At 73.8% G+C, this 20,604-nt stretch carries 18 protein-coding genes; 13 read left to right on the top strand and 5 right to left on the bottom strand.

The genetic code is table 11. The features are described from left to right. Nucleotides 1-164 precede the first annotated feature (164 nt). A complete protein-coding gene (locus JK359_RS19550; protein ID WP_201837279.1) occupies nt 165-356 on the top strand; it encodes a hypothetical protein in 192 nt (63 codons plus the stop codon). Between the two features lie 117 nt (nt 357-473). Here JK359_RS19550 and JK359_RS19545 read toward each other — a convergent pair whose 3' ends face one another. The 4 genes from JK359_RS19545 to JK359_RS19530 form a co-directional block, all read right to left on the bottom strand. Beyond that, nucleotides 474-965: a DUF6099 family protein gene (locus tag JK359_RS19545; protein WP_201837277.1), complete on the bottom strand. Its 492-nt coding sequence runs from the start codon at nt 963-965 to the stop codon at nt 474-476. Nucleotides 966-1,145: 180 nt separating this feature from the next. Continuing rightward, nucleotides 1,146-1,487 carry a nucleotide pyrophosphohydrolase gene (locus JK359_RS19540; protein WP_201837275.1) on the bottom strand — a complete coding sequence of 114 codons (342 nt, stop codon included), beginning with the start codon at nt 1,485-1,487 and terminating at the stop codon, nt 1,146-1,148. Next, nucleotides 1,484-2,680 (bottom strand): AAA family ATPase, encoded by a 1,197-nt coding sequence (locus tag JK359_RS19535; RefSeq protein ID WP_201837273.1) that lies wholly within the window; start codon nt 2,678-2,680, stop codon nt 1,484-1,486. Before JK359_RS19535 ends, JK359_RS19540 begins: the two co-directional genes overlap by 4 nt. 121 nt (nt 2,681-2,801) lie before the next feature. Continuing rightward, nucleotides 2,802-3,191 carry a cell division protein SepF gene (locus JK359_RS19530; RefSeq protein WP_201837271.1) on the bottom strand — a complete coding sequence of 130 codons (390 nt, stop codon included), beginning with the start codon at nt 3,189-3,191 and terminating at the stop codon, nt 2,802-2,804. Between the two features lie 225 nt (nt 3,192-3,416). Between JK359_RS19530 and JK359_RS19525 the strand changes: the two genes are divergently transcribed. The 4 genes from JK359_RS19525 (at nt 3,417) to meaB (ending at nt 10,255) form a co-directional block, all read left to right on the top strand. After that, on the top strand, nt 3,417-5,180 hold the full coding sequence (locus JK359_RS19525; RefSeq protein WP_372445434.1) for a hypothetical protein: 1,764 nt from the start codon (nt 3,417-3,419) through the stop codon (nt 5,178-5,180). Between the two features lie 91 nt (nt 5,181-5,271). Further along, the gene (locus JK359_RS19520) at nt 5,272-7,080 is read left to right on the top strand and encodes a methylmalonyl-CoA mutase family protein (protein ID WP_201837269.1); all 1,809 of its coding nucleotides are present in this window, start codon (nt 5,272-5,274) and stop codon (nt 7,078-7,080) included. Continuing rightward, nucleotides 7,080-9,254 carry a methylmalonyl-CoA mutase gene (gene scpA / locus JK359_RS19515; RefSeq protein WP_201837267.1) on the top strand — a complete coding sequence of 725 codons (2,175 nt, stop codon included), beginning with the start codon at nt 7,080-7,082 and terminating at the stop codon, nt 9,252-9,254. Before JK359_RS19520 ends, scpA begins: the two co-directional genes overlap by 1 nt. A 5-nt stretch (nt 9,255-9,259) precedes the next feature. Further along, on the top strand, nt 9,260-10,255 hold the full coding sequence (meaB, locus tag JK359_RS19510) for a methylmalonyl Co-A mutase-associated GTPase MeaB (protein WP_201837266.1): 996 nt from the start codon (nt 9,260-9,262) through the stop codon (nt 10,253-10,255). A 49-nt stretch (nt 10,256-10,304) separates the two neighbouring features. Here meaB and JK359_RS19505 read toward each other — a convergent pair whose 3' ends face one another. Then, nucleotides 10,305-10,706 carry a VOC family protein gene (locus tag JK359_RS19505; RefSeq protein WP_201837264.1) on the bottom strand — a complete coding sequence of 134 codons (402 nt, stop codon included), beginning with the start codon at nt 10,704-10,706 and terminating at the stop codon, nt 10,305-10,307. 165 nt (nt 10,707-10,871) lie between these two features. Between JK359_RS19505 and JK359_RS19500 the strand changes: the two genes are divergently transcribed. The 8 genes from JK359_RS19500 to JK359_RS19465 are packed head-to-tail and all read left to right on the top strand — an operon-like array spanning nt 10,872 to nt 20,456. After that, a complete protein-coding gene (locus tag JK359_RS19500) occupies nt 10,872-12,254 on the top strand; it encodes a salicylate synthase (protein WP_236678125.1) in 1,383 nt (460 codons plus the stop codon). Next, entirely contained in the window at nt 12,251-13,369 is a 1,119-nt protein-coding gene (locus JK359_RS19495; protein WP_201837262.1) for a ketoacyl-ACP synthase III family protein, read from the top strand. Before JK359_RS19500 ends, JK359_RS19495 begins: the two co-directional genes overlap by 4 nt. After that, complete coding sequence (locus JK359_RS19490) at nt 13,366-15,144, top strand: (2,3-dihydroxybenzoyl)adenylate synthase (RefSeq protein WP_201837260.1); 1,779 nt, start codon at nt 13,366-13,368, stop codon at nt 15,142-15,144. The genes JK359_RS19495 and JK359_RS19490 overlap by 4 nt, the downstream gene beginning before the upstream one ends. A 6-nt stretch (nt 15,145-15,150) precedes the next feature. Continuing rightward, entirely contained in the window at nt 15,151-15,468 is a 318-nt protein-coding gene (locus JK359_RS19485; RefSeq protein WP_201837258.1) for a phosphopantetheine-binding protein, read from the top strand. Beyond that, nucleotides 15,468-17,003 (top strand): amidohydrolase family protein, encoded by a 1,536-nt coding sequence (locus JK359_RS19480; RefSeq protein WP_201837256.1) that lies wholly within the window; start codon nt 15,468-15,470, stop codon nt 17,001-17,003. The genes JK359_RS19485 and JK359_RS19480 overlap by 1 nt, the downstream gene beginning before the upstream one ends. Further along, nucleotides 17,000-17,803 carry a 2,3-dihydro-2,3-dihydroxybenzoate dehydrogenase gene (locus JK359_RS19475; protein WP_236678124.1) on the top strand — a complete coding sequence of 268 codons (804 nt, stop codon included), beginning with the start codon at nt 17,000-17,002 and terminating at the stop codon, nt 17,801-17,803. The genes JK359_RS19480 and JK359_RS19475 overlap by 4 nt, the downstream gene beginning before the upstream one ends. Before the next feature lie 47 nt (nt 17,804-17,850). Beyond that, a complete protein-coding gene (locus JK359_RS19470) occupies nt 17,851-18,513 on the top strand; it encodes an isochorismatase family protein (RefSeq protein ID WP_236678123.1) in 663 nt (220 codons plus the stop codon). Beyond that, complete coding sequence (locus JK359_RS19465) at nt 18,510-20,456, top strand: anthranilate synthase family protein (protein ID WP_201837252.1); 1,947 nt, start codon at nt 18,510-18,512, stop codon at nt 20,454-20,456. Before JK359_RS19470 ends, JK359_RS19465 begins: the two co-directional genes overlap by 4 nt. Nucleotides 20,457-20,604 lie beyond the last annotated feature (148 nt).

The following is a 20,604-nucleotide window of genomic DNA, read 5'->3' as shown; positions in this document are numbered from 1 at the left end:
AAAATCGTCCACCCTGCGCGCGGGCCCCGGCGCGGGCCAGTGACCGGCCCCGGCGATGATCGTTGGGCCGTCGGAGCCGGACCGTCCGGCACCCGCGCCGGACGGTGGCCGCCGTCGCGCGTCATCGCGCCGGTCCTGCCGGCCCGGGGGCCGAGGAGGCCGTCATGTCCGAAGAGTCCGTCCCCCCGCAGGGAGGCCCGGCGGACCCGCCAGGGGATCCCACCGGCCGGCCGAAGGGCCTGCTGGAGCAGATGGAGGAACTGATGGCGGCGCTGAACGCGGACCTCTCCGCTCTGGACGCGGACCTCCAGGCGGCCGGCGACCGGGGCCCGGGCGACGAGGCCGGACTGGGCTGACGGGCCGCTCCCGGCACCGGGTGCCGCGGCGGCCGTCGGGACGAGCCGGGTCCGCAGGTACCCGTGAGGCCGCGCCGCGGGCGCTCGCCCGCGGGGCAGAGGCGGGACGTCCCCCGCTCACAGGGCGCCCGAGGGACTGTTCTCGCTTCCGCTCTCCGGTAACACCTCCTCCCGCGCCGCCAGCTTTCGCAGCATCTCCAGGACGCGGTCGCGGGACTCGTCGGCCGCGTCGATGGCCTCCATGCACTGCCAGTACGTCGTCTCGTCGGCCGCGGCGCTGGCCATGCCGACCAGGGCTATGCCGACCTCGCCGAGCAGGCCGCCGAGGCAGAGCAGCGTCTCGCGTGCGTCGGCCAGCTCGGTGAGCTGGGCGGCGCGCAGGTCACCGGGGTCGAGTTCGGGCGGGTCCAGGACGCCGCAGCCCCGGCCCGCCAGCTCGGTCAGTCCGAGCGCCTCGCCGCGCAGCTCCGGCGGGCCGGAGACCGCGAGACGGCTCCCGATCGCCTGGGCCAGGGCCTGCGCCTGCCAGACCTCGGCCATCATCTCCGCCGCGTCGGCGCCACCCGCCAGCGCGCGCCTGCTCGTGAGGATGAGCCTCACCGCGTCCATACGGCACCCCCGTCCGTCCTCCGTGCGCTGCCGCACGTCTGAGTGAACTCACCTAGTTCACTACCCAGCGTGAGGGCGCTTGGTGCGAAAAGCCAGAGGAAGACGGAAATCTGCGGACAACAATTCGGAATCGACAGGCATTTTGACTGCGGAGAGTAATAACGGAGTTTCCGGTTCCGCCTATTGGTCCTCCGGTCCGGGCGCCGGGAACCTCACTTCGTTGCGCTCGATCTTGGCGGCCAGGGCGGCCAGGGGGTCGATGCCCAGCACTTCACAGACCTGCAGCAGGTAGGCGAGCACGTCGGCGACCTCGTCCGTGACCCGGTGCGCGGTGTCGGGGTCGTCCATCACCCGGGCGGACTCCTCCGGGGTCAGCCACTGGAAGATCTCGACCAGTTCGGAGGCCTCCACCGAGAGGGCGGCGACGAGATTCTTGGGCGTGTGGTACGGCTGCCAGTTCCGCACGGCGGCGAAGTCGGCGAGCCTGCGCTGGAGTCCGGCCAGGTCAGGGTGTTCTGTCACGCGTTCATGTGTACCACTGTGACATCCGGGGCCTGGGCGGCCCACGAGGCGTCGCTCACCGCGGTCACACAGCGGATGTGCCCGCGCCGGCCCATCCGGGCGGCCAGCCCCAGCAGTTCCCCGCGCTGCGCGGGATCCAGGCCCCGGTCGAAGCCGTCGGCGAGGACGGTGAGGCTGCGCAGGGCGTCGGGCACCTCGCCCGGCGCGTCCAGGTCGAGGACGCCGGGCCCGGTCAGCAGGACCAGCGCCAGGGCGAGGTAGCGCAGTTCGCCGTCGCCGAGCCGGGCCAGTTCGGTGCGGAAGCCGTCGCCGCGGTCGAGCACCGCCCGTACCGTCCCGTCGGGCAGCGGCTCGGCGACCAGGTCGGCCACCGGCCCGGCGCACCCCACGTCCAGTGCTTCGACCAGCAGTCCGTGCCGGCGTGCGCATTCGGCCCGCGTGCGCCAGAGCACGTCGGCGAGGTTGTCGCAGCCGCGCAGCAGCCGGCCCGAGCCGGAGGGTACCGGCACGCGCATGTACGCGGGGTGGGGATCACAGGGGAAGACGGAGCGCAGGGCGACGACCATCTGCTCGGCCGCGGCCAGCACACGGCGCTGTCCGTCGGTCTTGCCGGCCACGCGCAGCGGCAGCAGGGCGGTGCCGAGGCGGTCGTCGGGGAGCGGGGCGCGGGTGACCGGGGCGGTGCCGGCGGTGTGCCAGGCGGCCTGGACGGTCCGGCGGCCCGGGTCGCGCAGGGCGGTCTCCAGCAGGACCACCCCCTGTGCGGTCAGCCGCTCCCCCACGATCCGCGGCTCCGGTTCGGCCTGGACGGCGACGTCGAGCCGGACCGGGCCTTCCGCACCGTCCGCCGTGCAGCCGATCCGGAAGCCCCGCCGCCCTCCGGCATCGGGCCGGGCCCGCTGCGGTACGCAGGCGCGGGGGTCCGCGAACACCTCGGCGAGCGGGGCTCCGCCGCCGAGGCGGGCCAGGGCCTCGTACGCCATGAGCGCCGTCGTCTTGCCGGAGCCGCTGGGCCCCGCGAACACGGTGACCGGCCCCAGCGGGAACGCGGCCCGGCGGTGTCCGGCGAAGGCCGACAGCCGCAGCTCGGTGATCCGGGCGCGGACGTCGAGGCAGGAGCGGGGGTGCGCGGGGGCGGTCCCGGCGGACGCATCGGCCGCCGGCGGCCCGGCGGACACGGAGGGCACGGCCATATGCGGACCGTAGGACTCCGACCCGACGGCGAACCGTTTTGCCGACGGCACCTTCCTACGATCGGGGGACACCCCCCTTTCCGGCTGCCACGGCCGCCCCGCGAGGACCCGGGCCGGCCCCTCAGCCGCCCGTGACGCCGGCGCCCTCCATCAGGCCGCTGACCTCCGTGCCGGGCGGGGTGAGCAGGAAGACGTTGCGGTCGACGCGGTGCATCCCGCTGCCCAGGCCGAAGACGACGCCCGTGCTGAAGTCGAGGACGCGCTTGGCGACCTCGCCCTCCGCGCTGGACAAGTCGAGCAGGACGGGCACTCCGGCCATCAGTGTCTCGGCGACCTCACGGGCGTCGGCGAAGACGTTGACCCGCAGGACCACGAAGCGGCGCCGGGTCTCGGTCTCGGCATCGGGCAGTGAGCGGTGGTCCACCGCGGACGGCCAGGCGTCCCGGCCCCGCAGCGGCACGACCTGGGCGAGCCCTTCCCACTGCTCATCGGTGACGTCGTAACGGCTCACCGGCTCCCCCCGACCTGACTCGCACTCATTCGTTGCACCAGCCAATTCTTACGCCAAGTCACCCGTTCGGCCCAACAACGACACGGTCCGCGACCGAGACGGACCACCCACGGGACCCCGATCCGCGATGGATTCACCCATATGTCCGCTTCTTTACCGGGCTCATACCCGACTCTTCACCAGCCTCCGTGTCCCGCTCACCGGCCGCCGCTAGCGTCCGGTGCCGTGCACGTGGCAGAAACACAACAGGTGACACCCGGCCGGCGGACACGGTCGGCGGTGCCCGCCGCCCCGGGCGTGCCCGCGCAGGCCCCGGACAGCCCCGCGCAGTGGCACCGGGTACTGACCCTGCTCGCCGACGTGAGCCTGTTCATCGGCACGCGGTCGGTGTGGACCCAGGCGGCCACGCACCGGCCGGCCCTCGCGGGGGTCGTCTCGGTCTGCTACGTCTCCGTCCTGGTCACCGGCGTACTGGCCCTGACGGTCCGCCGGACGCGCGCGCTGGCCCGCCTGGACCTGGTGGTGCTGGTGACCGCGGTGACGCTCACGCTGTGCGCCTGGGCGCTGAACCACGCCGGTGGCGACGAGGCCGTCCTCACCACCCAGGCGGCACGCGAACTGGCCGCCGGGCACCCGGTGTACGAGCGGCCCTGGCCCTGGCTGTTCCACCTGAAGGGTGTCGCGCTGACGCCGACCATGGACGGCGGGTACGACTTCACGTACGGCTATCCCCCGCTGGCCCCGCTGCTCGCCGTGCCGCTGCTGTGGCTGGGACACGGCGGCGTCCCGGCGACGGCGGCGGCGACCTGTGTGCTGGCCGGGGCCGCGGTGACGCTGTGGCGGCTGCTGCCGGTGCCGTGGCGCTCGGCGGCGACGATGGTCTGCCTGGGCTTCGGCCTCCTGCCGATGTACGCCCGCCAGGGCTATCCGGCGGTCATCGGCATGGCCCTGCTGCTGCCGTTGGTCGTGCGCTGGCCCCGGCTCGGCGCGCGGGGACGGCTGGGCGCGGCCGGGGTCGCGCGGGCCGCGTGCCTGGGGGCCGCGTGCGCCGCCCAGCAACTTCCCTGGTTCGTCGCGCCGTTCCTGCTGGCCGGGATCTACGCCGTGCGGCGGGGCGAACTGGGCGGGCGGGCGGCGGCGCGGGTGGTGCTGCGGATCACCGGGACCGCGGTGCTCACGTGGCTGCTGATCAACGCGTACTTCCTGGTGAGCGAGCCCGGGCCCTGGCTGCGGGGCATCGCCCTGCCGCTGACCCAGGGCGCGGTGCTGCACGGTCAGGGACTGGTGGACGTCTCGCTGTACTTCACCCACGGCAGCGACCGGCTCGACTGGTACGGCCGGGCGAGCATGCTGCTCGCCGCGGCCCTGCTGGCGCTCTTCGTGCTGTTCGTGCGGCGGCTCGGGCCGGCCGCGACCGTCTTGCCCTGGTGCGCCTTCTACCTGGCGACCCGGTCGCAGGACGGCTACTACCTGATGATGACCCCGCTGTGGCTGGCGGCGGCGGTGACCGCGCCCCCGGCGGAGTTCGCGCACGCCTGGCAGCCGCTGTCCCGCCTGCTGGCCGGCCCGCGCCGCCGGGCCGCCGCCGTCGCGGCGCTGGTGGCGCCCGCGCTGGCCGGCGCGGCCCTGGCGGCGACCGGGACGCCACCCCTGCGGATGGACGTCACGGCGGCCCGGCACAGCACGGCCCAGACCCTGTCCCGGCTGACCGTGCGGGTCACCAACACCGGTGGTGTCGCACTGACCCCGCACTACATGCTGACGACCGGCCAGGGCATGAGCCGGTACTGGTCGCCGGTGCGCGGTCCGGCCACGATCGCCGCGCACACGACGGTGACCGTGGAACTCCGGCCGCCGTCCGGCCGGTTCCCGGTGCCGTCGAAGCGGAGCACCCGGCTCAGGCTGCGCGCCTTCACGGCGGACCCGCAGACCCTGTCCACCCGGGACGTGCGGCGGGCCGGACTGGGCCTCGGGCCGCCGTCCGGGTGAAGCGGAGCGGCGCTGGTCACAACCGCAAGGGGAGAAACCTCACAGCCCGCGCTCCACCTCCGCTTCAGCGCCCTGCCCTAGCATCCGAGCCATGACGGTCCTGCCTGACGACGGGCTCTCACTGGCCGCCGAGTTCCCTGACGCGACACACGAGCAGTGGCAACGCCTGGTGGAGGGCGTACTGCGGAAGTCGGGCAAGGAATTCTCCGGCGCGGCAGCTGAGGACGCCCTGTCCACGACGCTCGAGGACGGGCTGCGCACCCGGCCCCTGTACACCGCGCGCGACGGCGCTCCCGACCCCGGTCTGCCGGGATTCGCCCCGTATGTACGGGGCGGCCGCCCGGAGGGCAGCAGCACGAGCGGCTGGGACGTACGGCAGCGGCACTCGGCGCTCACGGACGGCGCCGTGCTCGCCGACCTGGAGAACGGCGGCACCTCCCTCTGGCTGGCGCTGGGCGAGGGCGGCTTCCCGGTCTCCGAGCTGGGCCGTGCCCTCGACGGTGTCTACCTCGACCTGGCGCCCGTCGTGCTGGACGCCGGCCGTGACACCGAGGCCGCCGCCGAGGCACTGCTGCGGCTGTACGCGGAGCGGGGCGTCGATCCGGGGGCCGCGCGCGGCAACCTGGGCGCCGACCCGCTGGGCCACGAGGCCCGCACCGGCACCGCACTGGACTTCGCGCCCTTCGCCGCCCTGGCCGCGCGCTGCGCCGAGCAGTACCCGGGCCTGCGTGCGCTGACCGTGGACGCGCTGCCGTACCACGAGGCGGGCGGCTCGGCCGCGCAGGAGCTGGGCGCCTCGCTGGCCACCGGTGTGGCCTATCTGCGGGAGCTGACGGAAGCCGGGCTGGCTGTCGAACAGGCCGTCGCACAGCTGGAGTTCCGGTACGCGGCCACGGCCGACCAGTTCCTGACCATCGCCAAGCTGCGCGCGGCGCGCCGGCTGTGGGCACGGGTCGCCGAGGTGTGCGGGGCGCCGGGCGCGGGGGCGCAGGTGCAGCACGTGGTGACCTCGCCGGTGATGATGACCCGTCGCGACCCGTGGGTGAACATGCTCCGCACGACGGTCGCGACGCTCGCCGCGGGTGTGGGCGGCGCCGACTCGGTGACCGTGCTGCCGTTCGACCACGCGCTCGGGCTGCCGGACGCGTTCGCGCGGCGGATCGCCCGCAACACCTCCTCCATCCTCATCGAGGAGTCCCACCTGGCCCGGGTCGTCGACCCGGCGGGCGGCTCCTGGTACGTCGAGCGGCTGACGGACGAACTCGCCGAGGCCGGCTGGCGGTTCTTCCGGTCCGTCGAGCGCGACGGCGGCCAGGCGGCCGGCCTGCGCTCCGGCCGGATCCGGACCGATCTGGCGACGACCTGGGCGGAGCGCTCCAAGAAGCTCGCCAAGCGGCGCGAGCCCATCACCGGGGTCAGCGAGTTCCCGCTGCTGGCCGAGAAGCCGGTGGAACGTGCGCCCGCGCCCGAACCGCCGTCCGGGGGGCTGCCGCGCGTACGCCGCGACGAGGCGTTCGAGGAGCTGCGCGCCCGCTCCGACGCCCACCTCGCGGCGACCGGCTCCCGCCCGCGCATCTTCCTGGCCACGCTCGGCTCCGCCGCCGAGTACACCGCGCGCGCCACCTTCGCGGCCAACCTCTTCCAGGCGGGCGGCATCGAGCCCGTCACCGAGGGCGGCTTCGAGGACAGCGGCGCGACCGAGGCCGTGCTGTGCTCCAGCGACGCGCTCTACGCCGAAGGGGCAGGACGGGCAGCCGAGTCCCTGCGGGCGTCCGGCGCCAGGCACGTGTTCCTCGCGGGCCGCCCGGGCGACCACCCCGGCATCGACTCGTACGTCTTCGCGGGCTGCGACGCCATCGACGTGCTGTCCGCGACCCTCGACCGCATGGGAGTGTCCTGATGGGAATCCCCGACTTCTCCGGCATCGAGCTGGGGACCCCGGTCGCCGACGGCACTGCCGAGGAGTGGCGGGCGGCCGTGAAGCGGGCCACCGGGAGCGAAGAGCCGCTGTGGGAGACCCCGGAGGGCATCGGCGTCAAGCCGCTGTACACCGGGCGTGACCTGGAGGGCCTGGACTTCCTCGGCACCTACCCGGGCATGGCGCCGTACCTGCGCGGCCCGTACCCGACGATGTACGTCAACCAGCCCTGGACGATCCGCCAGTACGCGGGCTTCTCCACCGCCGAGGAGTCCAACGCGTTCTACCGGCGCAACCTGGCGGCCGGCCAGAAGGGCCTGTCGGTCGCCTTCGACCTGCCCACGCACCGGGGTTACGACAGCGACCACCCGCGCGTGACCGGCGACGTCGGCATGGCGGGCGTGGCCATCGACTCGATCTACGACATGCGGCAGCTGTTCGACGGGATCCCCCTCGACCGGATGACCGTGTCGATGACGATGAACGGCGCCGTGCTGCCGGTGCTGGCGCTGTACATCGTCGCGGCGGAGGAGCAGGGCGTACCGCCCGAGAAGCTGGCCGGAACCATTCAGAACGACATTCTGAAGGAGTTCATGGTCCGCAACACCTACATCTATCCGCCGAAGCCGTCGATGCGGATCATCTCCGACATCTTCGCGTACACCTCGCAGCGGATGCCCCGCTACAACTCGATCTCCATCTCCGGCTACCACATCCAGGAGGCCGGTGCCACGGCCGACCTGGAGCTGGCGTACACGCTCGCGGACGGTGTCGAGTACATCCGTGCGGGCCGGGAGGCGGGCCTGGACGTGGACGCGTTCGCGCCCCGGCTGTCGTTCTTCTGGGCGATCGGCATGAACTTCTTCATGGAGGTGGCCAAGCTGCGCGCGGCCCGCCTGCTGTGGTCCAAGCTGGTCTCGCAGTTCGAGCCGAAGAACACCAAGTCGCTGTCGCTGCGCACCCATTCGCAGACCTCGGGCTGGTCGCTGACCGCGCAGGACGTCTTCAACAACGTGACGCGTACGGCCGTGGAGGCGATGGCGGCGACCCAGGGCCACACCCAGTCGCTGCACACCAACGCCCTCGACGAGGCGCTCGCGCTGCCCACCGACTTCTCGGCGCGCATCGCCCGCAACACCCAGCTGCTCATCCAGCAGGAGTCCGGCACCACCCGGGTCATCGACCCGTGGGGAGGCAGCGCCTACGTGGAGCGGCTGACGTACGACCTCGCCCGCCGGGCCTGGCAGCACATCCAGGAGGTCGAGCAGGCGGGCGGCATGGCGCAGGCCATCGACGCCGGCATCCCGAAGCTGCGCGTGGAGGAGGCCGCGGCCCGCACCCAGGCCCGCATCGACTCCGGGCGGCAGCCGGTGATCGGCGTGAACAAGTACCGGGTGGACAGCGACGAGCAGATCGAGGTCCTCAAGGTCGACAACTCCTCCGTGCGTGCCCAGCAGATCGAGAAGCTGCGGCGGCTGCGTGCGGAGCGGGACGAGCAGGCCTGCCAGGACGCCCTGCACGCGCTGACCCGGGCCGCCGACGGCACCGAGAACCTGCTGGAGCTGGCCGTGCGCGCGGCCCGCGCCAAGGCGACCGTCGGTGAGATCTCCGACGCCCTGGAGAAGGTGTACGGGCGGCACGCGAGCCAGATCCGTACGATTTCCGGTGTGTACCGCAACGAAGCAGGCCAGTCCCCGTCCGTGGACCGCACCCGGGCCCTGGTGGACGCGTTCGAGGAGGCCGAGGGGCGGCGGCCGCGCATCCTGGTCGCCAAGATGGGCCAGGACGGCCACGACCGCGGCCAGAAGGTGATCGCGACCGCCTTCGCCGACCTCGGTTTCGACGTCGACGTCGGCCCGCTGTTCCAGACGCCGGAGGAGGTCGCCCGGCAGGCGGTCGAGGCGGACGTGCACGTGGTCGGGGTGTCCTCGCTGGCCGCCGGTCACCTCACGCTCGTCCCGGCGCTGCGCGAGAAGCTCGCCGAGGAGGGCCGCGAGGACATCATGATCGTGGTCGGCGGGGTGATCCCGCCGCAGGACGTGCCGACGCTGCTGGAGATGGGCGCCACGGCCGTGTTCCCGCCCGGCACGGTGATCCCGGACGCGGCCCACGACCTGGTCGAGCGGCTGTCGGCCGACCTCGGCCACGAGCTGTAGCGCCTATGCCGGCGATCGATCTCGACACGTATGTGAAGGGTGTGCTCGACGGGAAGCGGGCGCTGGTGGCCCGTGCCATCACGCTCGTCGAGTCGACCCGGCCGCAGCACCGGGCGCTGGCGCAGGAGTTGCTCACCGAGCTGCTCCCGCACAGCGGCCGGGCCCGGCGCATCGGCATCAGCGGGGTGCCGGGCGTGGGCAAGTCGACGTTCATCGACGCGTTCGGCACGCTGCTGACCTCACTCGGGCACCGGGTCGCGGTCCTCGCCGTGGACCCGTCCTCGACCCGTACCGGCGGCTCCATCCTGGGCGACAAGACCCGGATGGAGCGGCTCGCGGTCGACCCGGACGCGTTCGTCCGGCCCTCCCCCAGCGCGGGCACGCTGGGCGGGGTCGCCAAGGCCACCCGGGAGTCCATGGTGGTCATGGAGGCGGCGGGCTACGACGTGATCCTGGTGGAGACCGTCGGCGTCGGCCAGTCGGAGACCGCGGTCGCCGACATGGTCGACTCCTTCCTGCTGCTGACGCTGGCCCGCACCGGCGACCAGCTCCAGGGCATCAAGAAGGGCGTCCTGGAACTGGCCGACGTGATCGCCGTCAACAAGGCGGACGGCCCGCACGAGCGCGACGCCCGGGCGGCGGCCCGGGAACTGGCGGGCGCGTTGCGGCTGATGCACGGCAAGGACGCGTTCTGGACGCCGCCGGTGCTGCACTGCAGCGCCCGGGAGTCGACCGGTCTGGACACCGTGTGGGAGCGGCTGGAGCAGCACCGCACGCTGCTCGACTCCACCGGGCGGCTCGCCGCGAAGCGGCGGGACCAGCAGGTCGGCTGGACCTGGGCGATGGTCCGGGACGAACTGCTCGGCCGGCTGCACGCCGACCCCGCGGTGCGCGAGGCCGCGCCGGACCTCGAACGGCAGGTCAGGGAAGGGCGGTTGACGGCGACGCTGGCGGCGGACCGCATCCTGGCGGCGTTCGAGCAGCGTACGTCCCGCCCGTGAGCGACCGGTCCGGCCCGCGGTGTTCGCGAGAACCCGCGGGCCGGACGGCTCAACGGGCGGCGAGGATCTCCGTGTAGTGCCGGTTCTGCATGATGCCGAGGATGTTCCCGAACGGGTCGACGACCGAGGCCCCGACGAAGCCCTCGCCGAACTCACGGACCGGTTCGTGCGCCGTCGCGCCCAGGGAGACGAGGCGGTCGAGCGCGGAACGCACGTCGTCCACGTGCCAGTAGATCACCGCGCCGGCGGCGTGGCCGTCGCCGTGGGCGCCCAGGTCGCCCACGTACTTGCTGTCCAGCAGGCCCAGTTCGTGCTCGTAGTCGCCGATGCGGAACTCCGCGTATCCGGGGCGCCTGAAGTAGGGCCCGGTGCCGAGGAGTTCGGTGTACCAGCGCTCCGCGGCCGCCAGGTCGGCGGTGTGGAAGCGGACGGTGGTGAGACCTCGCAGCATCTGTGCTCCTCGTGCGTGGGGGGTTGCGGCGTCGCTACGAAAGTAGCCCCTGTCTAGGCCAGTTACTGTCCTAGATCCCCCGCCGCCTTCATGTTCGGTTTGGCAGTCCGATCAGGAAGCCTGATCGGTGGGACGGCCACCCCGGGGTGTTACCTCCGTAATCTCATGGAAGGTAACAGCCTCACGGGAGGGACCACCCAGATGATCGCCCTTGCCTCGCGCCACTACTACGAGACCCAGGTACCGCTGTCCGACGACCCGTTGCTGATCGCGGCCCGGCTCGCCGACTCCGGGCTGCACGAGTCGTACGTCGTCTACGAGAACGGGGGCAGCTGGGCCTACGCGGGCGGTGTGCGCGCCGAGCTGACCCTGGACCGGGACGGCGCCAGGCTCACCCAGGACGGCAGTCCGACCGTCGAACTCCCCTGGAGTGAGCAGCCGTTGCAGCTGGTCTCCGAGCTGCTCGACCGGGTCGAGGTCCCGTACTGGCGCGCCTACGGCTGGGCCGCCTTCGAGCTGTCGTACGCCAAGGACGGCGACCGCCGGCACCTCGGCGACCAGCGGCTGATGCAGCTCGTCGTGCCGCGCGCCGAGGCCCGGTTCGGCGCCGGGCACGCCCTGCTGCGCGCCGCCGACCAGGCCACGCTCGACGCGCTCGTCAGCACCGTCGTCGAGGCCACCCCGGCCGGCGGCGGGCAGCCGCGGGCGCTCGACGTGCGTGCCACCGACGGCACCGGCTACCGCGCGGCCGTGCGGCACGCCGTCGAGGACATCAACGCCGGTGAGCTGCACAAGGTGATCCTGTCCCGGGTGGTGGAGGTGCCCGGCGAGACGGACCTGACGGCGACGTACGTCGCCGGGCGCCGGGGGAACAATCCCGCCCGCTCCTTCATGCTCGACCTCGGCGGCACCGAGGCCATCGGCTTCAGCCCGGAGATCGTCGTCCAGGTCTCCGAGGACGGCCGGGTGGTCAGCCAGCCGCTGGCCGGCACCCGCGCCCTCACCGAGGACGTGCTGGTCAACGAGAGCCTGCGCGCCGACCTCTTCGGCTCCCCGAAGGAGGTCTACGAGCACGCCATCTCGGTCAAGGTCGGCGCGGACGAACTGGTCGACGTGTGCGTCGAGGGCTCCGTGGAGGTCCCCGAGTTCATGGCCGTGCGGGAGCGGGGCAGCGTGCAGCACCTCGCCTCGCGGGTCGCCGGCAGGCTCGCCCCCGGCCGCACCGCCTGGGACGCCTTCGGCGCCGTCTTCCCCGCCGTCACCGCCTCCGGCGTGCCCAAGGCCGCGGCCTACGACTCCATCCGCCGCCACGAGACCGAGACGCGCGGTCTGTACAGCGGCGCCGTGCTCACCGTCGACCACTCCGGTGCCATGGACGCGGCCCTGGTGCTGCGCAGCGCCTACCGGCAGAACGGCCGCACCTGGCTGCGCGCCGGGGCCGGCATCGTCGGACACTCCACGCCGGAGCGGGAGTTCGAGGAGACCTGCGAGAAGCTCGACAGCGTCGCCCGGTACCTGGTGCCCGCGGACGACGGGACGGGACGATGAGGATCGCCTCGGACATCCGGCTGGCCGGCATCGGGAGCTGGCTGCCGGAGGCCGTCACCACCGACGAGGCGGTCGCCCGTGGCTGGTACGCGGCCGCCGACCGGGACGCCTCCGGGATGCGGGCCGTACGAGTCGCCGGCGAACTGCCCGCTCCCGAGATGGCCGTACGCGCCGCCCGGGCCGCGCTGCAGCGCAGCGCCGCCACCGGGCTCACCCCCGACGACTTCGGGGCGCTGCTGCACTGTGCCACCTACCACCAGGGACCCGACGGCTGGTCCGCGCCGCACTACGTGCTCCGGCACACCCTCGACCGCCCGGTCGGCGCCGCGCAGATCGGGCCCGGCTGCCTCGGCATGCTCGCCGCACTGGAACTGGCCGCGCACCGGCTCGCCGCCGACCCCTCCCGGGACGCCGTGCTGATCACCTCCGGCGACAACTTCTCGGCGCCGGTGGTGGACCGCTGGAACGCCTCCAGGCTGTTCCTGCTCGCGGACGGCGGAGCCGCCGTGGTCGTCTCCCGGCGGGACGGCTTCGCCCGGCTGGTGTCCGTCGGATCGGCCTCCGCCCCTGTGCTGGAGGAGATGCACCGCGCCGGCGAACAGCTCTTCCCGCCCGGCATCACCGTCGGCCGCTCGCTCAACTTCGAGGAGCGCAGCGCCCATCTGCGCCGCCAGTGGGAGCAGGGCGCCGCCGCGCCGGCCGTGCACTTCGGCGAAGTGGTCGCCGACACCGCGGGCCGCGTCCTGGAGGAGGCCGGCACCAGCCTGGAGAAGGTGGCCCGGATCTGCCACACCGGATACGCCTCGGGTGCCCTGCACAGCATCTACCTCGCCCCCCTGGACGTCGAACCCGAACTCGGCACCTGGGAGTTCGGCCGCGACGTCGGTCACGTCGGCGCCGCCGACCCGTTCATCGGCCTGGAGCACCTGTGGACCCGGGGCGAGGTGGCACCGGGAGACCACGTGCTGCTGCTCGCGGCCGGGCCCGGCATGGAGGTCGCCTGCGCGGTCGTGGAGATCACGGCCGAGTGCACGGAAGGCCTCGCGGCAGGGCCGTCGTACGACGGCACACCCGCCGCCCCGCACCCGAACGCACCGAAGGAGGAGGGCCGATGATGCTCGACGGATGCACGCCCTGGCCCGCCGGGACCGCCGGGCGCTACCGCGGCGCCGGTCTGTGGCGCGGCACCGACCTCGGCTCGCTGCCGCGCGCCTGGGCGGACGCGCACGGCACCGCCACGGCTCTCGTCGCCGGCCCGGAACGCATCAGCTACGCCGAACTGGCGGACCGGGTGGACCGCAGGGCCGCCGGCTTCGTCCGCCAGGGGGTGCGGCCGGGCGACCGGATCGTGCTCCAGCTGCCCAACGTCCCGCAGTTCGTGGAGGTGGCCTTCGCCCTGTTCCGGGCCGGAGCCAAACCGGTGTTCTCGCTCACCTCGCACCGCGCCCAGGAGATACGGCACCTGTGCGAGCTGTCGGGGGCCGCCGGCTACGTGCTGCCCGGGCTGTTCCGCGGCTTCGACCACACCGCGCTCGGCCGCCGCCTCGCCGCCGAACTGCCCTCGCTGCGCCGCGTGTTCGTACTGGACGGCACCGGTGTCACCGACGGCGACGACCTCGTCGTACCCCTGGCGGACGTAGACGCGCAGCCGCTGCCGCTGCCCGCGAACGACCCCTCGGACGTCGCCTTCTTCCTGCTGTCGGGCGGTACGACCGCGCTGCCGAAGCTGATTCCGCGCACCCACGACGACTACGCGTACCAGACCCGCACGGTGGCCCGGCAGTCCGGGCTCGGCCCCGGTTCGGTGTACCTGGCCGCCCTGCCGGTGGAGTTCAACTTCACCTGGGGCTGCCCCGGAGTGGTCGGCACCCTGTCCTCCGGCGGCACCGTCGTACTCGCCCCCGACCCCACGGCCGACGACTGCTTCCGGCTGATCGAGACCGAGCGCGTCACCCTGACCTCGGTGGTGCCCACCGTGGCCCGGCTCTGGCTGGAGGAACGCCCGTGGTCGGACGCGGACCTGTCCAGCCTCGAGGTGCTGCAGATCGGCGGGGCCCGGCTCGAGCCGGAACTGGCCGCGCGGATCACCCCCGAACTGGGCTGCCGGCTGCAGCAGGTGTTCGGCATGGCCGAGGGGCTGCTCACCATGACCCGGCCGGACGACGACCCGCACGCCGTGCTCCACACCCAGGGGCGGCCCGTCTCGGAGGCCGACGAGCTGCGCATCGTCGACGCGCTCGGCGCGCCCGTGCCGCCCGGCGGGGCCGGCGAGCTGCTCACCCGCGGCCCCTACACCCTGCGCGGCTACTACCGGGCCCCCGAGCACAACGCGCGGGCCTTCACCGAGGACGGCTTCTACCGCACCGGTGACCTGGCCAGCATCACCCCCGAGGGCCGGCTGGTGGTCCAGGGGCGGATCAAGGACGTGGTGATCCGGGGCGGCGACAAGATCGCCGCCGGTGAGGTGGAGGCCCATCTCCTGGCCGTACCCGGCATCGTGGCCGCCGCCGTGGTGCCCGTCCCGGACGAACTGCTCGGGGAGCGGATCTACGCCTTCCTGGTCAGCCGCGCCGAGGACGGCCGCAAGCCGTCCCTGAGCGCGCTCAAGGCCGCCCTGCAGGAGCGGGGACTGGCCGACTTCAAGCTGCCGGACCGCGCCGAGTACGTACCGGACCTGCCGCTGACACCGCTCGGAAAGATCGACAAGAAGGTCCTGTCCGCGGCCGCCGCCGACCCCGCGCACCCCCGCGACCGGTGGCAGGCCCCTCCCGCTCCGGCGGACCGCGGGCCGTCACCCACCGTCCCGGCCGCCGGCCCGGCACCCGAGCACCCCGGGCCGGTCCGGACCGCCCCGGCCGCCGTCGCCGCCGCTTCGACACCCACGAGGTGAACCGTCATGACCGTACCCACCAGCTCCTCCCCGTCCACCGCCCGCGCCCGGGGCCGTGCCCCCCGCCGTACCGCTCCGCTCTCCGCCGACGAACTGCGCCGCGACGTGGCCACCGCGATCGGCGTCGCGCCGGAGTCCCTCGCCGGCGACACCCATCTGGTGCACGTCGGGCTCGGCTCCCTGGAGGCGATGCTCCTGGTCACCCGGTGGCGCCGGCAGGGCATCCCGGTCGACTTCGCCGCGCTCACCGGCGCCCCGACCCTGGACGCCTGGCACCGGCACCTCGACGAGGCCTGGTCCGCACGCGAGGCGGGAGCGGCGTGATGGGCGCCCTGCTGATCCGTGGCGGGGTGCTCTACCCCGCGGACGCCGCCGACCGGGTCGTGCCCGACGCAGCGGTGCTCGCCGCCGACGGCGTCATCGTCGCCGCGGGCCCGCGCGCCGAGGTCGAGGCGGCGGTCGAGCCGCACCACCGGGCCGGGCTGCGCGTCGTCGACGCCCACGACCGGATGATCCTGCCCGGCTTCGTCAACGCCCACTGGCACGAGATGTTCGCCATGCGCTTCCCCTTCAAGGGCGCGCTGCGCCCGGCCTCGGACCGCGACGACAAGCCGGTGTTCATGGCGCTGGGCGGCGACGTCCCGCAGATCTCCGTCGTGTTCGACACCTTCCACGACCACGTCGACCGGCTCACCCCCGACGAGGCCCTGGCCATCGCCCGCTACTCGATGTGGACCCAGCTGCGCTCCGGTGTCACCACGCTGGGCGACGTCGGCTCCCTCAACCAGCCGCAGGCGCTGGCCCGGGCCGCCCGGGACCTGGGCATGCGGATCACCGTGAGCACCTGGGCCGCCGACGCGGTGTGCGCCCCCGGCGACAGCCGGTTCCGGCGCACCCGGGACACGGACCTGGAACTCCAGCGGATCGAGGAACTGCTGGAGACGTGCGCGGCCGACCCCGGGGGCCTGGTGCGGGCCTGGCCGACCGCGGTCTACGGCACCAACATGAGCGACGAACTCGCGGCCGGTTTCGCCGAGCTGACCGCCCGCTACGACGTCCCGTTCGCCACCCACGTGGGCGCGCTGCGCAACGAGGCCGACGTGATGCTGGCCTACTACGGCGCCACCCCGGTACGGCGGTTCGCCGACGCCGGGCTGCTGTCGAAGCGGTTCATGGCGGTGCACTGCGGCTTCGCCGACCCCGGCGAGCGGGCGCTGCTCATCGACGCGGGGGCGCACATCAGCCACTCGCCCGCCAAGTACGGGCAGGCCGGCGAGTCCACCGTCTCCGAGACCCGGGTGATCCCGGAGTTCCGGCGGGCCGGGCTGGACGTGTCGGTCTCCACCGACGGCGCCGCGGTACCGCTCGGCGGGATGCCGGAGGCGATGCGGGCGGTGTGGCAGCTCTACAACGAGATGTACGCCGACCCCACCGAGGTGCTGCCCACCGACGCGCTCGCCATGGCCACCCGGCTGCCCGCCCGGGGACTGGACCAGGGCGACCGGATCGGCAGCCTGGAGCCCGGCAAGCAGGCCGACCTGCTGCTGGTACCCGCCGGTGACTGGCGCTACCTGCTCAACCCGCGCCCGCTGGAGGGCTTCCTGGCGCTCGGCGGCTCCCTGGACGTGGAGACCGTCGTGGTCGGCGGCCGGGTGCTGATCGAGGACGGCCGCTCCACCGAGCTGGACGAGGACGCCCTGGAGGCCGAGTACCTGGAGGCCCTGTCCTCCTTCACGGTGCGCTGCCTGGGCGTGGACGGCGACACCGTCGCGGCGGTGTTGCGCCGGCGCACCGAGACGCTCGAACGGCGCCGCCGGGCGGCCGCCGCCCATCACACGGGATGGAGGGGGGAACGATGACCGGGGCGCAGTGGAACGGCAGGGCAGCCCTGGACGGTACGACCGCCCTGGTCACCGGCGCCGCCGGCGGCATCGGGGCGGCCGTGGCCCGGGGGCTCGCCGCCGCCGGTTCCCGTGTCGCCCTGCTGGACGCCGACGGGGCCGCCCTGGAACCGCTGGCGAAGGAGCTGAGGGCCGGCGGGGCGAGCGTGCTGGCGGTCGCCGCCGACGTACGGTCCAGCGCCGAGGTGGATGCCGCTGTGGAGCGCGCCGAGTCCGCGCTCGGGCCGCTGGACCACCTGGTGAACGCGGCCGGCGTGCTGCGGACCGGGGAGGTCACCGGGTACAGCGACGAGGACTGGGACCTCACCTTCGCCGTCAACGCCGGCGGTGTCTTCCACGTCAGCCGGGCGGTGGTCGCACGGATGGTGCCGCGCCGCTCCGGGGCGGTGGTGACCGTCACCTCCAACGCGGCGTCGGTGCCGCGCTGGAACATGGCCGCCTACGCGGCGTCGAAGGCGGCGGCGACCAGCTTCACCCGGACGCTGGGCCTTGAGGTGGCCCGCTACGGCATCCGGTGCAACGTCGTCGCGCCCGGTTCCACCGAGACCCCGATGCTCACCGCCATGTACGCCGGCGGCGACTTCGCCCGGCCGTCCGTCGAGGGCTCACCGGACACCTACCGGCTGGGCATCCCGCTGGGCCGGCTGGCCCAGCCCGAGGACATCGCGCACGCCGTCCTCTTCCTGCTCACCGAGCAGGCCGCGCACATCACCCTGCACTCGCTCGTGGTGGACGGCGGCGCCGCGCTCGGAGCCTGACCCCCGGGCCGGTCCGGCCGGTCCCCGCACTCGACCGTGGAGTCATCATGCCGATACCTGTCATCGACCCCTATCCGATGCCGACGGAGGACGAACTCCCCCGTAACACCGCCCCGTGGACGGTCGACCCGGCCCGCGCCGTGCTGCTCGTCCACGACCTGCAGAACTACTTCCTGACCCCCTTCGGGCACGGCGGCCCCGGCATCGGCCGGCAGCCGCTGACCGATCTGCTCGACCACGCCGAGGCGCTGCGCGGGGCGTTCGCGGCGGCCGGCGCCCCCGTGGTGTACACCGCCCAGCCGGGCGGCATGAGCGACGAGCAGCGCGGGCTGCTCAAGGATTTCTGGGGCGCCGGGATGAGCGCGGACCCGGAGCACCGCGCGATCCCGGAGCGGATCGCCCCGGGCCCCGGGGACCAGGTCTTCACCAAGTGGCGGCCCAGCGCGTTCTGCCGTACCGATCTGCTCGGACTGCTGCGCCGCACCGGCCGCGACCAGCTGGTGATCTGCGGGGTGTACGCCCACGTCGGCATCCTGATGACCGCGCACGAGGGTTTCTCGCACGACGTCCAGACGTTCGTGGTGAGCGATGCGATCGCCGACTTCTCGGCCCGGCGGCACCGGGAGACCCTGGAGTACGTCGCCTCCCGCTGCTCGGTCACCCTGCCCACCCGGGCCGTGCTGGCCGCGATGGACGGGGGCAGGTCATGACCGCCCACCCGGTCCTGGAGCGGATCCTGGGCGCCGACCCGCCGCCGTTCGCGCTGCTGCACCGGCCGGGCGCGACCGGGCCCGGCCGGATCGACGTCCTGACCGGCCGGGTCGCCGTGCACGAGCTGATCGCGGACATACCGCTGCCGGACGCGCCGGCCGGGGCACGGCACGAGGTGCTGGCGCTGCTGCCGTACCGGCAGATCCGCGAGCGCGGCTTCGCCTGCCGCGACGACGGGGCGCCGCTGCTCGCCCTGGCCGTGGACGACCAGGCCGTGCTGCCGCTGCACGAGGTGCTCGACCGGCTGCCGGACGTGCCGATCGCCATGGACGAGGGCCGCTTCGACGCCGACGACGAGGAGTACGCCGCACGGGTGCGCCGGGTGCTCGCCGAGGAGATCGGGCGGGGCGCCGGGGCCAACTTCGTGCTGCGCCGGTCCTTCACGGCACGCATCGAGGGCTGGTCCGCCCGGACCGCGCTGTCGTTCTTCCGCCGGCTGGCCGGCCGCGCCCCGGGCAGCCACTGGACGTTCGTCGTGCACACCGGGGAGCGCACCTTCGTGGGGGCGTCGCCGGAACGCCATGTGAGCCTGGACGCCGGCCGGCTCGTCATGAACCCGATCAGCGGCACCTACCGCTACCCGCCGGGCGGTCCCGTGCCGGCGGAGGTGCTGGACTTCCTCGCCGACCCCAAGGAGGCCAACGAGCTGTACATGGTCCTCGACGAGGAACTGAAGATGATGGGCCGGGTCTGTGACGGGGGCGGCCGGGTGAGCGGGCCGTTCCTGAAGCAGATGGACCGGCTCGCCCACACCGAGTACCTCATCGAGGGGCACAGCTCGCTGGACGTCCGCGAGATCCTGCGCGAGACGCTGCTGGCGCCGACCGTCACCGGCGGCCCGCTGGAGAGCGCCTGCGAGGTGATCAGCCGTCACGAGCCGGAGGGCCGGGGGCACTACGCCGGGATCGCGGCCCTGATCGGCCGGGACGCCGCCGGTGCGCGCCGGATGGACTCGGCCATCCTGATCCGTACGGCGGAGGTCGACGCCTCGGGCCGGGTACGGATCCCGGTGGGCGCCACCCTGGTCCGTGACTCCGATCCGGCTGCGGAGGCGGCGGAGACCCGGGCCAAGGCGGCGGGGCTGATCGAGGCGCTGCGCGCCCCGGCGGGCGGGCTCCCGGGCGCCGTGCGCGGCCGGGCGGAGCCGGTCTCCGCGCACCCGGCGGTGCGGGCGGCGCTGGCCGGGCGCAACGTGCCGCTGGCCGGCTTCTGGTTCGAGGACCCGCGCGAGCGGGCACGGCCGTCGGCGGCGCTGGCCGGGCGCCGGCTGCTGGTGATCGACGCCGAGGACACCTTCACGCACATGGCACGCCACCTGCTCCAGGCGCACGGACTCCGGGTGGACGTACGCCGGCACGACGACGAACTCCCGCTCGACGCCTACGACCTGGTGATCGTGGGGCCGGGGCCGGGCGATCCCAGGGAGACGGCGGACCCGAAGATCGCCCGGCTGCGCGGGGTGACCTCGCGGCTGCTGCGGGAGGGCATCCCGTTCCTCTCCGTCTGCCTCGGGCACCAGGTGCTCAGCACACTGCTCGGGCTGGACCTGGTGCGCCGGGCGGTGCCCAGCCAGGGCGTGCAGCGCACGGTCGACTGCTTCGGGCGCAGCGAACCCGTGGGCTTCTACAACACGTTCGCGGCGCACAGCACCCGGGATCTGCTCGACTGCCCGGGCCGCGACGGGCTGGTCCGGGTGTTCCGGGAGGCGGACGGCGAGGTGCACGCCCTGCGCGGGCCAGGCTTCGCCTCGGTCCAGTTCCACCCGGCGTCGGTGCTCACGCGGCGCGGCCCGGAACTGCTCGGCGAGCTGATCGCCGAGCTGCTCGGTGAGGTAACGGGCCCTTATCGGGAGGCCGTTGTCCCGATCTCGATACCGGCATAGCGTTTTTGACGGTAGCGGAGCCCGGTGGCCGGCCGTCCGGCCGGACCGCCGCCGGCCCGCCCCGGCGGCACGGCGACACCGCCCGTCCTGCACAGGCCCCGCCCGGTCCTCGCACCGCACCTCAATCCGCCGCCCCACCCTGGAAGGA

Source organism: Streptomyces actinomycinicus, from assembly GCF_016741775.1.
In the GTDB taxonomy this organism is placed as follows: domain Bacteria; phylum Actinomycetota; class Actinomycetes; order Streptomycetales; family Streptomycetaceae; genus Streptomyces; species Streptomyces actinomycinicus.
This window is presented reverse-complemented; position numbering and strand designations above follow the sequence as displayed.